The organism is Corallococcus sp. NCSPR001 (genome assembly GCF_017309135.1).
Lineage (GTDB): Bacteria > Myxococcota > Myxococcia > Myxococcales > Myxococcaceae > Corallococcus.
This window is the reverse complement of sequence record NZ_JAFIMS010000002.1, coordinates 4,617,286-4,630,380: the sequence shown is the minus strand read 5'-3', so window position 1 is coordinate 4,630,380 and position 13,095 is coordinate 4,617,286. Positions and strand designations below refer to the sequence as shown.

The following is a 13,095-nucleotide window of genomic DNA, read 5'->3' as shown; positions in this document are numbered from 1 at the left end:
AGCTCAGGCGGCTTCGCTGCGAGGGGTCACCGGGTGCACGACCCGGAAGCCAAGGATGATCCGGTTCGCGATGTTGATGACGCCGATCATCAGGGTCAGCTTCACGATCTCCTCCTCGGTGAAGTGCGGCTTGAGCGCGGCGTAGTCCTCGTCGGGCGCGTGCGTCTCCGAGACGAGCGTCAGGGCCTCGGTCCAGCCCAGGGCCGCGCGCTCGCGCTCGGTGTACAGCGGCGACTCACGCCAGCCGTCCAGCAGGTAGATGCGCTCCTCGGTCATCCCCTGCGCGCGGGCGTCGCGGGTGTGCAGGTGGATGCAGAAGGCGCAGCCGTTGATCTGGGAGGCGCGGATCTTGACGAGCTCGCACAGGCTCGTCTCCAGCCCCAGGGCCTCCACCTTCTTGCTGAAATCCATCATGAGGCCGAGGGCATCCGGCGCGACCGCGAAGGCATTCATCCGGCTCTTCATGTGCAGTTCCTCGTTCTGGGAGGGTGAAGTCCCCTTCCATCCCCAGGACGACGCAGCCGGTGCCGCGTGTGACATGGCCATTTAAAATGCCTAGAAAGGCCCCAGGAGGCGCCCCTGGATGAAGACCGTGACCGATGTGGAGACGCTCGAACGCCTGTACGGGGTCCCCGGCAAGTCGTCCGTGCTCAAGGAGGTGGACCACCTCCATCCGGCGTACCGGCCCTTCATTGAACGCTCGCCGTTCATGGTGCTCGCCACGTCCGGGCCCGAGGGGCTGGATGTGTCGCCTCGCGGGGACCCCGCGGGGTTCGTGGTCATCGAGGACGCGCACACGCTGCTGCTGCCCGACCGCCGGGGCAACAACCGCATGGACTCGCTGAGGAACATCCTGGCGGACCCTCGCGTCGCGCTGCTGTTCTTCGTCCCGGGTGTGAACGAGACCCTGCGCGTCAACGGCCGGGCGAGCATCGTCATCGAGCCGTCCATGCTGGAGCGCTTCCCCCATGACGGAAAGCTGCCGCGCTCCGTGCTGCGCATCACCGTGGAGACGGTCTTCTTCCAGTGCAGCCGCGCGTTGATCCGCTCCGGGCTCTGGGACCCGGCCCGGCAAGTCCCCCGCGCTGAATTCCCGAGCCCCGGCTCCATCCTCGAAGCGCTGAGCCCGAGCGACTTCGACGGCGGCGAGTACGACCGAGAGCTGCCAGCCCGGGTGAAGACGACGCTGTACTGATCCTCAAGCGCCCGCGTCGAACACGGTGGCTTTGCGCACGCGTACGCGGAGCGTCTGCCCTGCGCGCACGCCTTCCAGGGCGGGCCCGATGACGCGAAGGAACGCGTCGCCCACAGGGAAGCGGTATTCGGCCGCATGCCCCAGGAACAGCCGAGCGGACAGCACCAGCGGCGTCCCGGTCTCCCCCAGCTCCAGGTCCTCCGGACGCACGACCAACGTCCCCGGCCCGGGCTTCGCGTCCATGGGCAGGTCGAACGAGGCCTCCATCCCCGCGCAGTAGAAGGCGCCCGCGCGCACCTCGCCCCGCAGCACGTTCGCGCCTCCGACGAAGCCCGCGACGAACGGCGTCGCCGGTTCCCGGTACAGCCGCTCCGGCGTGTCCACCTGTTCGATGACGCCCCGGTTCATCACGGCGATGCGGTCGGACAGGGCCAGCGCCTCGCCCTGATCATGCGTGACGAACACGAGCGTCGTGCCCAGCCGGGCCCGCAGCGCGGCGATCTCCGCGCGCAGCTCCTCGCGCAGGGCCGCGTCCAGGTTCGACAGGGGTTCATCCAACAGCAGCACGCGAGGCCCCGCCACCAGCGCCCGCGCGAGCGCCACGCGCTGCAACTGTCCGCCGGACAGTTCGTGCGGCATCCGCGCCGCATAGGCCTCCAGCCGCACCCAGCGCAGGGCTTCGCGCACGCGGGAAGCCATCTCGTGGCGAGGCACCTTCCGGAGCGCCAGGGGATAGGCGACGTTCGCCTCGACGCTGCGATGCGGCCAGATGGCGTAGCTCTGGAACACCATGCCCAGGCCGCGCTTCTCGGGAGGAACGCGCACGCCGGGACCCGCGACGACTTCGTCTCCCAGCTTGATGGAGCCTGCGTCCGGATGCTCCAGCCCCGCGAGCATCCGCAGCGTCGTCGTCTTCCCGCAGCCGGAAGGGCCCAGCAGCGACACCAGCTCGCCCTGCCCCACGTGGAGGCTCAGGCCGCGCACCACGGGCGTCCCGCCATACGCCTTGACCAGATCCTCCAGGACGATGGCCGCCATCACCGCACCTCCGGCACTCGACGCCGAGCCCAGGCGAGCACGGCCTGTCCCGCGACCACCAGCGCCACGAACGCGCACGCCAGCACGGCCGCGGCGGCCGGGTCCGCGTAGCTCTGCAATTCGAACAGCAAGGTCCCCAGCACCTCGGAGCCCGCGGGCACCAGCAGCACGGACAGGGTGATCTCCGTGGCGCAAGCGAGGAACGCGAGCACGAACGCCACCGTGAGCGCGGGCCGAAGCAACGGCAGTGTCGCGTCCACGAACGCTCGCACGGGTCCGGCCCCCCCGACGCGAGCAGCCTCCGCGAGCGACGGATCCACCTGGGCCAGGGCCTCGGAGCTGTTGCGTTCGCCCAGGGCCAGGTACTTCCCAGCGTAGCCCACGAGCATCAGCCAGGGCGTATGCGCCAGGGCCAGCACGAAAGCGAAGCGGTCCAGCACCACCAGCCGCCAGTCCCGTGAGAAGGCCACCAGCAGCGCGAGCGCCAGCACGGTGCCCGGCACCGCGAAGGGCCACACCGCCATGGCCTCCACGCCCGCGCCGCCGCGACGGAAGGCCCGCCGCAGGAGCGCCGCCGAAAGGCCCAGGCCCACCACGAGCAGCCCCGCCCCGGCCGCGAGCAACACGCTGCGCCCCGTGGCCCGCAGGGTGCGCGCGTCCCACAGCACGCCGGACCAGTGCGACAGCGTCAGCGTGTCCCAGGTCAGCGCCGCGCCGAAGCTGCGTTGCAGCGAAGTCAGCAGGATGGCCGCCAGGGGCAGCACCACCAGGACACCACCGATCAGGCCCACCCCGGCGAGCGCCGCCGTCCGCCACGTCCCCAGCGCGAGCACCCGAGGAGACACACCCTTCCCCGCGCTCAATCGCACCCGTCCGCTCCGGCCCAGCAACCACGTCAGCCCCAGCGCCAGCGGCGTGAGCAGCAGGAGGAACGAAGCAAGCACCGACGCACGCGGCAATCCCTCCTCGCTGCCCAGCAGCACCAGCTCATAGATGCGCGTGGTGAGCACCCGGGTGGGCGGCGACGCCGAAACGCCCAGCAGGTACGGCACGCCGAAGGATGACGCGGCCATGAGGAACACCATCACCGCGCCCGACAACAGCGCGGGCAGCACCAGGGGCACGGTGGTGCTCATCACGGCGCGAAGCGGCGAAGCGCCACAGATGCGAGCCGCTTCCTCCAGAGCCGGGTCCACGCGCCGAAGCGCAGCGGCCCCGGCGAGCAGCACCAGCGGCAGGCCCGAAAGCCCCTCCACGAACGCGATGCCCGCCGCGCCATAGAGGTCGAACACGTCCGCGCCCAGCATGCGGTTCAGGTAGCCAGCGCGAGGGCTCGCGAGCGACAGCCACCCCATGCCCCAGATGAACGCGGGGATGGCGGACGGCAGCGTGAACAGCACGGTGAACGCGCCACGCAGGGGCAGGTCCGTGCGGAACAGGAGGAACGCCAGCGGAGCCCCCAGGCACATCGCCCAAGCCGTCGCACCCAGAGAGATGCCCAGCGTGTTCACCAGCGCCCCGGACTCCGCCGAGAGCACCGAACCCAATCCCCCCGTCACCGCCCCCACGCCCCGCACCAGGAGCGCCACGACCGGAACCACCGCGAAGAGCAACAGCGGCACGAGCCACAAGGCCAAAGCAATCCACCGGCCCCTCATCTCGCGCCCCCATCGAGGGTCGAGCGAATGAGCGCACAGTGCGCCAGTCCCACGGAAGGGAGAATCCCGCCGAGGCGCCCCGGCGGCGGAGCCCCCCAAAAACCTGTCCGACAGTCGGACAAGCCGGCACCACCGCACGAACCTGTCCGACTGTCCGACAGGTTTGGACGACCACCGGGGGCGCAGCGTACTGACGCCCTCCGGCTGTCGTTTCCCATCCACCTGGCCGCGTCCTTCGCCAGGGCGGAGGCGCTCCTGCTCCACCCGAACAGCGAAAACCTGTCCGACAGTCGGACAGGTTTTGCGCGTGCCGGCCCGGAGGGGGCCTCCTTGAAGGTCCGGGAGCTCAGGGCCCGTATCAGCGGTGGCTGCCACGCTGCGTCCCCACAGCGGGTCTCGCGTTCCTGGCTCATCGCGCGAAGGCCTTGCTGAAGGCTTCCTTGATGTCGCCGCCGTGCAGCAACCCCTGCTCCAGCAGCTCCGGCGTCCAGGTCTGCGCGCGGCTCAACAGGCCGTCCACGCCAGACTCTCCACGTGGGCCGCTCAGCCGCGGGTCCACCGCATGCATGTCGCCCTTCTCCACGATGATGCGCTGGCCCTCGGGCGACAGCAGGACATCCACCAGCGCCTTCGCCGCCACCGGGTTGCGTGTCGATGCGAACAGCCCCACCGGGCCCGGGATGACCACCGCGCCGTCCGTCGGCCAGATGACCTCGATGGGACTGCCCTTCGCCTGCGCCGCCAGTGCGTTCTCCAGCAGCAACACGCCCGCGTCCACCTCGCCGCTCTCCACCTTCTGGAGCACCGCCGCGTTGCCTCCCGCCACCACCGCGCCCTTCTCGCGCAGCCCCGCGAAGTACGCGTCCCCGCGCCGCGCGTGCAGGAACACCGCCCACGTGAACGCCGTGCCCGACGTGAGCGGGTCCCCGATGGCCACCCTCCCCTTCCAGCTTCCATCCACCAGGGCCGCGAACGACTTCGGCGCATCTCCCGCGCCCACGCGGTGCACCAGCACCATCGTGGACAGCCGCACCGCCGCGTACCTCGCGTCCAGGTCCAGCAGCGTTCGCGGAATGCGCAGCGCGTTCACGGACGCGTAGCGCAGGAACGCGCCCTCGCGCGCCAGCCGCTCGTAGAGGAACGGATCCGACGTCATCAACACGTCCGCCCGCACCGCTCCCGCGGCCCGCTCCGCCTCCAGCCGGCTGGCCACCTTCTCACTGCCCGCCTGGTACCAGTGCACCTGCACGCCGGGCAGCCTCTCCTTGAGCAGGGGCTCCATCGCGTCCAGCACGTGCCGGTACATCGACGTGTAGACCCACACCTCGCCGGACGGGGTCGAGGCCTGCGCCACGGCGGCGCCGCCCGATGGCGCGGCGGATTCGATGCGGCACGCGGACAGGAGGATCAGCGCGAGGAGGGGGATGCGCATGCGGGTGTCGATTATGCGGCACCCGCCCTCCCTGCACACGCGCTCCACATCGGTGGCTCCTGCACATTCGGCCCTCGCGCCCGTTGTCCCGGGCGCCGCCCGGTCCCAACGTCGGCCTCCCAGACGCCACCTGCCCTCTGGAAGGACGCCCGCGAATGACCCGGAAGGAATTCCTCGCCGCGACGCTGTCGCTGATGGTTGCCCCTCCCGTGCTCGGGGCTTCGCCCAAGAAGGCGAAGAACGCGCCCGCCGTGCCTCGCCGCAAGCTGGGGCGCACCGGCCAGGAGGTGTCCTGCATCGGGCTCGGGGGCTTCCACATCGGGAAGCAGAAGGAGGAAGCGGAGAGCATCGCGCTCATCCGCGGCGCGCTGGACCAGGGCATCAACTTCCTGGACAACTGCTGGGACTACAACGACGGCAAGAGCGAGGAGCGCATGGGCAAGGCGCTGCGCGACGGCTACCGCGCCAAGGCCTTCCTCATGACGAAGATCGACGGCCGCGACAAGAAGACCGCCGCGAAGCAGATCGACGAATCCCTCCAGCGCCTCCAGACGGACCACCTGGACCTGCTCCAGCTCCACGAAGTCATCCGCGACAGCGACCCCGACCGCGCCTTCGCCGAAGGCGGCGCCATCGAGGCGATGAAGGACGCCCAGAAGGCCGGCAAGGCGCGCTTCCTGGGCTTCACCGGCCACAAGTCCCCGGACATCCACCTGAAGATGCTGGAGACGGCGAAGAAGCACGGCTTCCGCTTCGACACCGTGCAGATGCCCCTCAACGTGATGGACGCCCACTTCAACAGCTTCGAGAAGCGCGTGCTGCCCGTGCTCGTGAAGGAGGGCATCGGCGTGCTCGCCATGAAGTCCATGGGCGACCCGTTCATCCTCGACAGCAAGACCGTCACCGCGCCCGAGTGCCTCCGCTACAACCTGTCCCTGCCCGTCAGCGTCGTCATCACCGGCATCGACTCGCAGGAGCGGCTCCAGCAGGCGCTGACCGCCGCGCGCACCTTCAAGCCCTTGAGCGAGAAGGACGTCCAGGCCCTGCTCGCCAGGACCAAGGACGCTGCCCAGGACGGCGCCTACGAGAAATACAAGACGAGCCACCACTTCGACGGGACCGTCCAGAATCCCCAATGGCTCGGCTGAGGCCCTCCTGACTTCCTGGCAATACACGTTAAAACCGGTAAATATGAATGCTCCCCCAACCCCGGAGCACTCATGCACCGCCCCTTTCGAGCAGGCCTCGTCGCCGCAGGACTCCTGACCACCCTCTCCGGCTGTTCTCCCGAGCCGGAAGCCGCCGCCCCGGTGGAGGCGGAGGGCTACGGCCAGACGCAGCAGGGCGAGCGCTCGTATGACCCGGGCTCGGGATGGTCGCTGTCCTGGCAAGACGACTTCACGGGCTCGGCGCTGAACACGGGCGCATGGAACGTGCTGACGAGTAACTGGGATCCGGTGACCAACAACTGCAACTTCGGCACGGGTGAGCTGGAGTTCCCGCGCGCGCAGAACGTGGCGGTGGCCAACGGCAAGCTGATCATCTCGGCGGAGCGCACGGCGGACAACCCCACGGACTCGCGCTGCGCGGGGCAGTACCGGTCGTTCTACTCCGGCCGCATCCACACCAAGGGCAAGGTGGAGGGGCGCTACGGGAAGATCGTCGCGAGCATCAAGGTCCCGCCGGGCTACGGCATGTGGCCGGCGTTCTGGACGCTGGGCTCGAACATCCAGAGCGCGGGCTGGCCGGCCGCGGGCGAAATCGACATCCTGGAGTGGAAGTCCACGGAGCCCACGTGGATGAAGTCCGCGCTGCACTGGCACAACGGCGGCAACGCGGACTGGGGCACGGGCGCGAGCCGTGGCGTGGACCTGTCGCAGGACTTCCACACGTATGAAGTGGAGTGGACGGCGAACACCATCGTGTTCCGCCTGGACAAGGACTTCGTGTCCACGGCGACGTTCAACCACAACGAGTCGGAGTTCCAGCAGAACCACTACCTCATCCTGAACCTGGCGCTGGGAGGCGTCTGGTACGGGAACCCGTCGCCGGCCTCCATCGACCTGGCCTGGGGCGCGAAGAAGACGATGGAGGTGGAGTGGGTGCGCTGGTACCAGCCGGGCGGCTCGCAGTCGCTGGGGCTCACCAACGCCGGGTTCGAGCAGGGCATGACGGGCTGGACCACCTGGAGTCCGAACGGCACGGCCGCGGCGGCGTTCTCGGAGACGTACAACGGCGGGCACTCGGGCAGCTACCACCTGACGCACTGGACGTCCGCGGCGGCCTACGAGGCGTGGACGTACCAGACGAAGACGGGCCTGGCGTCCGGCAACTACAAGCTGCGCGCCTGGTTCCGAAAGGGCGGCACGTTCGACTTCGCGCGCTTCCAGGTGAAGAACTGCGGCAGCTGCGCTCCGGCCATCACCAACCTGGGCGCCTACGGCAACTACACGCTGCTGGAGACGCCCGCCATCAACGTCACCAACGGCTACCTGGAGTTCGGCCTGCACAGCAAGTCGCCGGCCCACAACGGCTCCAACTTCATCCACATGGATGACGTGGAGCTGATCAAGCTGTAGCCACGGCTGTCTTCACGCGCGCGCCGGAGCGGACACCGGCGCGCGCGGTGGCTTGGCGACTACGGCACCAGGACGAAGTCGTCCACGTACAGCGTGCCCTGATCCGACCCGGAGTCATCCATCACGTAGAAGTCATCCACCGTGCCGGACGTCGCGCCCAGGGCGCTCAGCGGGATGGAGACCTTCTGCCAGGTGCCCGCCGCGATGGGGTGCCCCAGCGCCGTCTCCAGGTTCATGCTGCCCAGCGGCGTGCCGCCGTTGTAGAGCGCCAGCCGCACCTGCTGCCCGCCCGTCGTGCCTCCGTGTACCCAGAGGTCCACGGACTGGTACTGCGACAGGTCCAGCCCCGTGTGATGGAACATCAGCGCCTCCCAGTAGTCCGGCTCGAAGCTCACCGCCGTGGAGCCGGAGTGCACCGTGACGGCCTGGTCCAGGTCGTGCGTCGCCCAGCTCCAGTCCTGGAAGCCGCTGCCCATGGCGTCGTCGTAGACAACCGTGCCCACCGACGGCGGCGCCTCCGTGAGGCCGTCCGTCAGCGCCAGCCCCTGCTCCACCGTCACGGTGCGGATGCCCGTGGTCTGCACGTAGTTGAGGATGTTGGTGAAGTTCGTCGTCTTGTACTGCGTCTCGCGCGTGGGCGTGCCGCTGGTGAACTCGTGGAAGAGGATGATGAGCCAGCTCTTCTCCGCGATGGCCTGGTTGATCCACCCCTTCACCTGCGCCACCGTCACCGCGCTCGACACGTCGTTGGCGCGCAGCTCGTAGACGACCGTGTCGCGGTAGTTGCGGCCCGCGTTGATGGTGCGGTGGCTGGCGTACTCCGCCTTCATCGCCGTCATCACCGTCGCGTTGTACGCGCCGTAGGGTGACGCGAAGTCCTTGCCGCACATCGCCCCCACGTTTGTCTGCAGCCACGTGCGCGAGTCCTGCAACTCCGACGTCAACTGCGCGGGCGTCAGCGACGTGAGGTCCGCGTGCGTGCGCGTGTGGCTGGCGATCTCATTGCCCTCCGCCTTGAGCGTCTGCACCTGCGCGAGGCTCATGTAGCCGCCCCAGCCCTGCGCGATGGCGTCCGTGACCAGGTAGTACGTCGCGGGGATGTTGCGCGACTTCAGCGCCGGCCGCGCCAGCGTGTACTGCGTGCTCCAACCGTCATCCAACGTGATGGAGATCATCCCTTCCGCGAACGGCGACGCGGCAAGGGCGGGGGAAGTGCAAAGCAGCGCCGCGGCGCAGAGCGCGCGGGAGGTCCAATTCATCCAGGTCATGTCCGGGTATCCCCTCTGTGAGGAGTTCCCAGGATAAGCGAAACCCAGACAGCGCTTCCCGGACGCCCGCCCATGACGCGCGTGCTAGAAGTCGGCCCGCCCATGAGTCTCTTCCGCCTCCCCTCCCTGCTGTGCGTGGTGCTCGCGCTCGCGGTGGGCTGCCAGCGTCCCGCGCCCCCTACTCCGGAAGCCCAGGCGCGGCGGATCGTCTCGCTGTCGCCCTCCGTCACGGAGACGCTGTTCGCCCTGGGCGCGGGCTCGGAGCTCGTGGGCGTGTCCGACTTCACCGTCCTGCCCCCGGGTACGCCCGCGCTGCCGAAGGTGGGCACCACGTTCGCGCCGAACTTCGAGACCATCGCGAAGCTCAAGCCCACGCTGCTCGTGGATCAGCAGGTGAAGCAGGCCCCCGCGGAGTCGCTCTCCGCGCTCGCGCCGCTGAAGGTGCTGCCCTGGACGTCGCTCCAGGAGGTGGTCGACAGCGTGAAGGAGCTGGGCCGGCTGAGCGGCCGCGAGCCCCAGGCCACCGCGCTCGCGGAGAAGCTGCACCAGACGCTGTCGCGCCCCGCGCCGAAGGATGCCCCCCGCGTGCTGCTGGTGCTGGGCGACACGGCGGGCACGCTGTCGGAGGTCTGGTACATGAAGCGCGCGTCGCTGCACGGCGCGGCGCTGGAGGCGGCGGGGGCTCGCAACGCCGTCGCGGAGGCCGTCACCGGGCCTCCCAACCTGTCGCTGGAGGGCGTCATCGCGTTGGATCCGGACGCGGTGCTGGTGCTGATCAGCGCACCGTCCCTGGACGCCGCGGGGCAGGCGCGGGTCCTGGCCCCATGGAAGCAGCTCACCGGCCTGCGCGCGGCGCGGGAGGACCGGGTGCGGCTGGTCATCGGGCCCGACGTGCAGTCCACCGGGCCCGCCATCCTCGATGTCGTCGAGCGGCTCCGCGCCGCCCTGGGCACCCTGCCCTCCACGCGATGACGGCCGGGCTGACGCTGGACGCGGTGACGGTGCGGGCGCGGGGGCGGACGCTGCTGGACAGCGTGTCCCTGCGCGTGGCCCCCGGTGAGTTCGTGGCCATCGTCGGGCCCAACGGCGCGGGCAAGTCCACGCTCCTGCGCGTGGCGCTGGGCCTGCTGCGTCCGGATGCCGGGCACGCGTTCATGGACGGGGAGGACGTGTCGGGCCTCGCCCCCCGGGAGCGCGCGGCGCGGCTCGCGTGGCTGCCCCAGCGGCTGGAGGCGGCGGAGCCCATCACCGCGCTGGAGCAGGTCGTCTCCGCGCGCTACCGCTTCCCCGAATCCCGCCGGGCCTCCGAGGCAGCCGCGCACCAGGCACTGGCGGAAGCAGGCGCGCAGTCCTTCGCCCTGCGCCCCATCACGGAGCTGTCCGGCGGCGAGCGGCAGCGTGTGGCGGTCGCGGGGCTGCTCGCGCAGGAGACCCCGCTGGTGCTGCTGGACGAGCCCGCCAACTTCCTGGACCCCGCGCAGCAATTGGAGCTGTACGCGCGCATGGGCCACCTCTGGCGCGCGGGACGCGGCATCCTCTGCGTCACCCACGACGTCAACGTGCTCTCCCACGCGCAGGCCCCGGGCACGCGCGCTCCCCGCGTCGTGGGCCTGTCCCAGGGCCGCGTGGCCTTCGAGCGAAGCCTCGACGCCGCCGATCTGGGCGACCAGCTGGGCGAGCTGTTCGGCGTGCGCATGCACGGGATGATCGTGGAAGGCCACCGCGTCTTCGTGGGCCTGCCCCGGAGCGGAGGTGCTCCGTGAAGGTGAAGGCCTGGATCCTCGTGGCGGTCTGCGCGGCCGCGTGCGCGGTGGCGCCGTTCATCGGCCCGGGGCTCTCTCCGGACTCGTCGGACTTCGTCTTCTGGCAGTTGCGCGTGCCCCGCACGCTGATGGCCATGCTGGTGGGCGGCACGCTGTCGCTGGTGGGCGCGGTGTACCAGTCCCTCTTCGCCAACCCGCTCGCCGCGCCCAGCACCGTGGGCACCACCGCGGGGGCGACCCTGGGCGCGCTGGTGGCCATCATCCTGGGCGCGCGGCTGGCGCCGGAGGGCCGGCCGCTCGTCACCGCCGCGGCCTTCGTCGGGGCGCTGGGCGTCAGCCTGGTGGTGGCCGCCATCGCCGCGGGCCGCCGCGTGCGGATGAACGACGTGGTGCTCGCGGGCATCGCCTGCTCCATGGCGGCGGGCGCCATCTCCACCGGACTGCAGTTCACCGCGGACTCCGCCGAGCTCATGGCCGCCATGCGCTGGTCCCTGGGCCACCTGCCGCAGGTGGGCTACTCCGGCGTGCTGCTGCTCACCCCGTTCGCGGCCGTCACCGTGGTGGGGCTGCTTGCCCTCACCCGCGCGCTGGAGGTCTTCATCGCGGGCGAGGAACACGCCGAGTCCCAGGGCGTCCCCGTCCGCCGCGTCCGCACGGTGGCCATTGGACTGGGGGCGCTGGGCGTCGCCGCCTGCGTCGCGTGGTGCGGCCCCATCGCCTTCGTGGAGCTCATCGTCCCGCACCTGGTGCGCCGGACGCTCGGTGTGAGTCGCCGGGTGCTGCTGCCCGGGTCCGTGGTGGTGGGGGCCGCGTTCCTCGCGTTGTGCGATGCGTCGGCGCGGATGATCCTCCCCGGGCGTGAATTGCCCGTGGGAGTGGTGACGGCCGCCCTGGGCGCGCCCCTGCTCGTCTCCCTGCTCGCGCGCGCACGCTCCTGAAGCGCCCTGCCGGCCCCGGCCTTCAGGACGGGGGATCACGAGGCGAGTTCAGGTATATTCCGCGCCGCGTGGGGCCCCCGGCTGGGACGTGCCCCCTGGAACTTCACGAAAGGCTTTGGGCATGAAGCGACTGGGTAGCGTGGGTTTGATGCTGGGTGTGCTGACCCTGGGCGGTTCCTTCGGCTGCGCGGATGAGAAGGAAGAGAAGGCCAAGGAGCACCGGGTCAAGGGCACCAACTTCCTCGCCGACAAGAACTACGCGGAGGCGGTGAAGGAGTACGAGGAGTCGCTGAAGATCGACCCGACCCAGGAGAAGGTCTGGGAGAAGAAGGCCTTCGCGCACATGCAGGCGGGCCAGACGGACCAGGCCGCGCAGGCCGCGCTGAAGCTGGTGGACTTCGCGAAGACGCCCCAGGACAAGGCCGAGGCCTACCGCAACGTCGCGGCGATGTACGCGAAGAACGGCCCGCTGGAGAAGGCGGAGCAGTACTTCCAGGAGTGCCTGAAGATCAACCCGAAGGACACCGACGCGCTCAGCTGGATCGCGGAGGTGCACTCGCAGCGCGGTGGCGCCCGCTCCATGTCCGCGCCCGCGAACCCCGCGGAGCTGGACCTGGCGCTGAAGACCTATGATCAGGTCATCGCCATCAACCCGGACTCGGCCAACACGTACCTGAACAAGCGCATCGTGATGTTCAAGTACATCGAGCACGAGAAGGCGCTGCAGCAGGCCGCGGAGCAGGAGGCCATCGAGGCCGCCACGCCGCCCAAGCCGGAGAAGGGCAAGAAGGCCGTCGTGGATCCGGCCGCCGCGGAGCGCGTCGCCGCCGCCAAGGCCAGCGCCGCCGCTCACGCCAAGCGGATTGAAGAGCTGACGGCCCAGGCCAACGAGGCGACCAAGCAGTTCGGCGAGGCGACCAAGCGCGCCAAGGCCGCGCAGGCCTCCGGCGCCACCAAGTAGTCCGGGCGGAGGGGACGGGGCCTAACGCCGGCCTCGTCCTCCCCCGAAGAGGGCCAGCAGCACGCCGCCCACCAGCGCGGCGCCACCGCCCGCGACGTAGAGCGTGGTCTGCTCGGTGTTACGGCCGGTGATGAGCTCCGTGGCGCGCTCCGTGAGCGAGTCCCGCGCCTTGAGCCCGGTGAACAGCAGCACTGCGCCCGCCACCGCGAGCATCAACCCCACGATTCGCACAGCACCCACACGGCCTCCTTGAGTGAAACGGC

General features: G+C 70.1%; 13 protein-coding genes. 7 read left to right on the top strand and 6 right to left on the bottom strand.

All coding sequences use genetic code 11. The annotated features are described in order from the left end of the window. Nucleotides 1-3: 3 nt before the first annotated feature. Nucleotides 4-465 (bottom strand): carboxymuconolactone decarboxylase family protein, encoded by a 462-nt coding sequence (locus JYJ93_RS20940; protein ID WP_206793922.1) that lies wholly within the window; start codon nucleotides 463-465, stop codon nucleotides 4-6. A 118-nt stretch (nucleotides 466-583) separates the two neighbouring features. Between JYJ93_RS20940 and JYJ93_RS20935 the strand changes: the two genes are divergently transcribed. Then, nucleotides 584-1,195: a pyridoxamine 5'-phosphate oxidase family protein gene (locus JYJ93_RS20935; protein ID WP_206793920.1), complete on the top strand. Its 612-nt coding sequence runs from the start codon at nucleotides 584-586 to the stop codon at nucleotides 1,193-1,195. A 3-nt stretch (nucleotides 1,196-1,198) separates the two neighbouring features. On the opposite strand, the gene JYJ93_RS20930 is transcribed toward JYJ93_RS20935, so the two are convergent. The 3 genes from JYJ93_RS20930 to JYJ93_RS20920 all read right to left on the bottom strand — a co-directional run bounded on the left by JYJ93_RS20930 (nucleotide 1,199) and on the right by JYJ93_RS20920 (nucleotide 5,323). After that, on the bottom strand, nucleotides 1,199-2,233 hold the full coding sequence (locus JYJ93_RS20930) for an ABC transporter ATP-binding protein (protein WP_206793918.1): 1,035 nt from the start codon (nucleotides 2,231-2,233) through the stop codon (nucleotides 1,199-1,201). Beyond that, complete coding sequence (locus tag JYJ93_RS20925; RefSeq protein WP_206793916.1) at nucleotides 2,233-3,891, bottom strand: iron ABC transporter permease; 1,659 nt, start codon at nucleotides 3,889-3,891, stop codon at nucleotides 2,233-2,235. Before JYJ93_RS20925 ends, JYJ93_RS20930 begins: the two co-directional genes overlap by 1 nt. Nucleotides 3,892-4,300: 409 nt before the next feature. Then, nucleotides 4,301-5,323 carry an ABC transporter substrate-binding protein gene (locus JYJ93_RS20920; RefSeq protein ID WP_206793914.1) on the bottom strand — a complete coding sequence of 341 codons (1,023 nt, stop codon included), beginning with the start codon at nucleotides 5,321-5,323 and terminating at the stop codon, nucleotides 4,301-4,303. A 155-nt stretch (nucleotides 5,324-5,478) separates the two neighbouring features. Here JYJ93_RS20920 and JYJ93_RS20915 point away from each other — a divergent pair, with 155 nt between their 5' ends. Then, nucleotides 5,479-6,471, top strand: coding sequence for an aldo/keto reductase (locus tag JYJ93_RS20915; RefSeq protein ID WP_206793912.1), 993 nt, complete (start codon nucleotides 5,479-5,481; stop codon nucleotides 6,469-6,471). A 72-nt stretch (nucleotides 6,472-6,543) separates the two neighbouring features. Then, nucleotides 6,544-7,902, top strand: a complete 1,359-nt coding sequence (locus tag JYJ93_RS20910) for a glycoside hydrolase family 16 protein (RefSeq protein ID WP_206793910.1) — start codon at nucleotides 6,544-6,546, stop codon at nucleotides 7,900-7,902. Nucleotides 7,903-7,961: 59 nt separating this feature from the next. On the opposite strand, the gene JYJ93_RS20905 is transcribed toward JYJ93_RS20910, so the two are convergent. Next, nucleotides 7,962-9,170 (bottom strand): polysaccharide deacetylase family protein, encoded by a 1,209-nt coding sequence (locus JYJ93_RS20905; RefSeq protein WP_206793907.1) that lies wholly within the window; start codon nucleotides 9,168-9,170, stop codon nucleotides 7,962-7,964. Between the two features lie 102 nt (nucleotides 9,171-9,272). Here JYJ93_RS20905 and JYJ93_RS20900 point away from each other — a divergent pair, with 102 nt between their 5' ends. From JYJ93_RS20900 to JYJ93_RS20885, 4 genes are all read left to right on the top strand, one after another. Then, nucleotides 9,273-10,142, top strand: a complete 870-nt coding sequence (locus JYJ93_RS20900; protein WP_242543880.1) for a helical backbone metal receptor — start codon at nucleotides 9,273-9,275, stop codon at nucleotides 10,140-10,142. Next, entirely contained in the window at nucleotides 10,139-10,933 is a 795-nt protein-coding gene (locus JYJ93_RS20895; protein WP_206793904.1) for an ABC transporter ATP-binding protein, read from the top strand. Before JYJ93_RS20900 ends, JYJ93_RS20895 begins: the two co-directional genes overlap by 4 nt. After that, nucleotides 10,930-11,871 (top strand): iron ABC transporter permease, encoded by a 942-nt coding sequence (locus JYJ93_RS20890; protein WP_206793902.1) that lies wholly within the window; start codon nucleotides 10,930-10,932, stop codon nucleotides 11,869-11,871. The genes JYJ93_RS20895 and JYJ93_RS20890 overlap by 4 nt, the downstream gene beginning before the upstream one ends. A 121-nt stretch (nucleotides 11,872-11,992) precedes the next feature. Continuing rightward, nucleotides 11,993-12,832: a tetratricopeptide repeat protein gene (locus tag JYJ93_RS20885; RefSeq protein ID WP_206793900.1), complete on the top strand. Its 840-nt coding sequence runs from the start codon at nucleotides 11,993-11,995 to the stop codon at nucleotides 12,830-12,832. Between the two features lie 21 nt (nucleotides 12,833-12,853). Here JYJ93_RS20885 and JYJ93_RS20880 read toward each other — a convergent pair whose 3' ends face one another. Next, entirely contained in the window at nucleotides 12,854-13,072 is a 219-nt protein-coding gene (locus tag JYJ93_RS20880; protein ID WP_206793898.1) for a DUF3185 family protein, read from the bottom strand. Nucleotides 13,073-13,095: the final 23 nt, after the last annotated feature.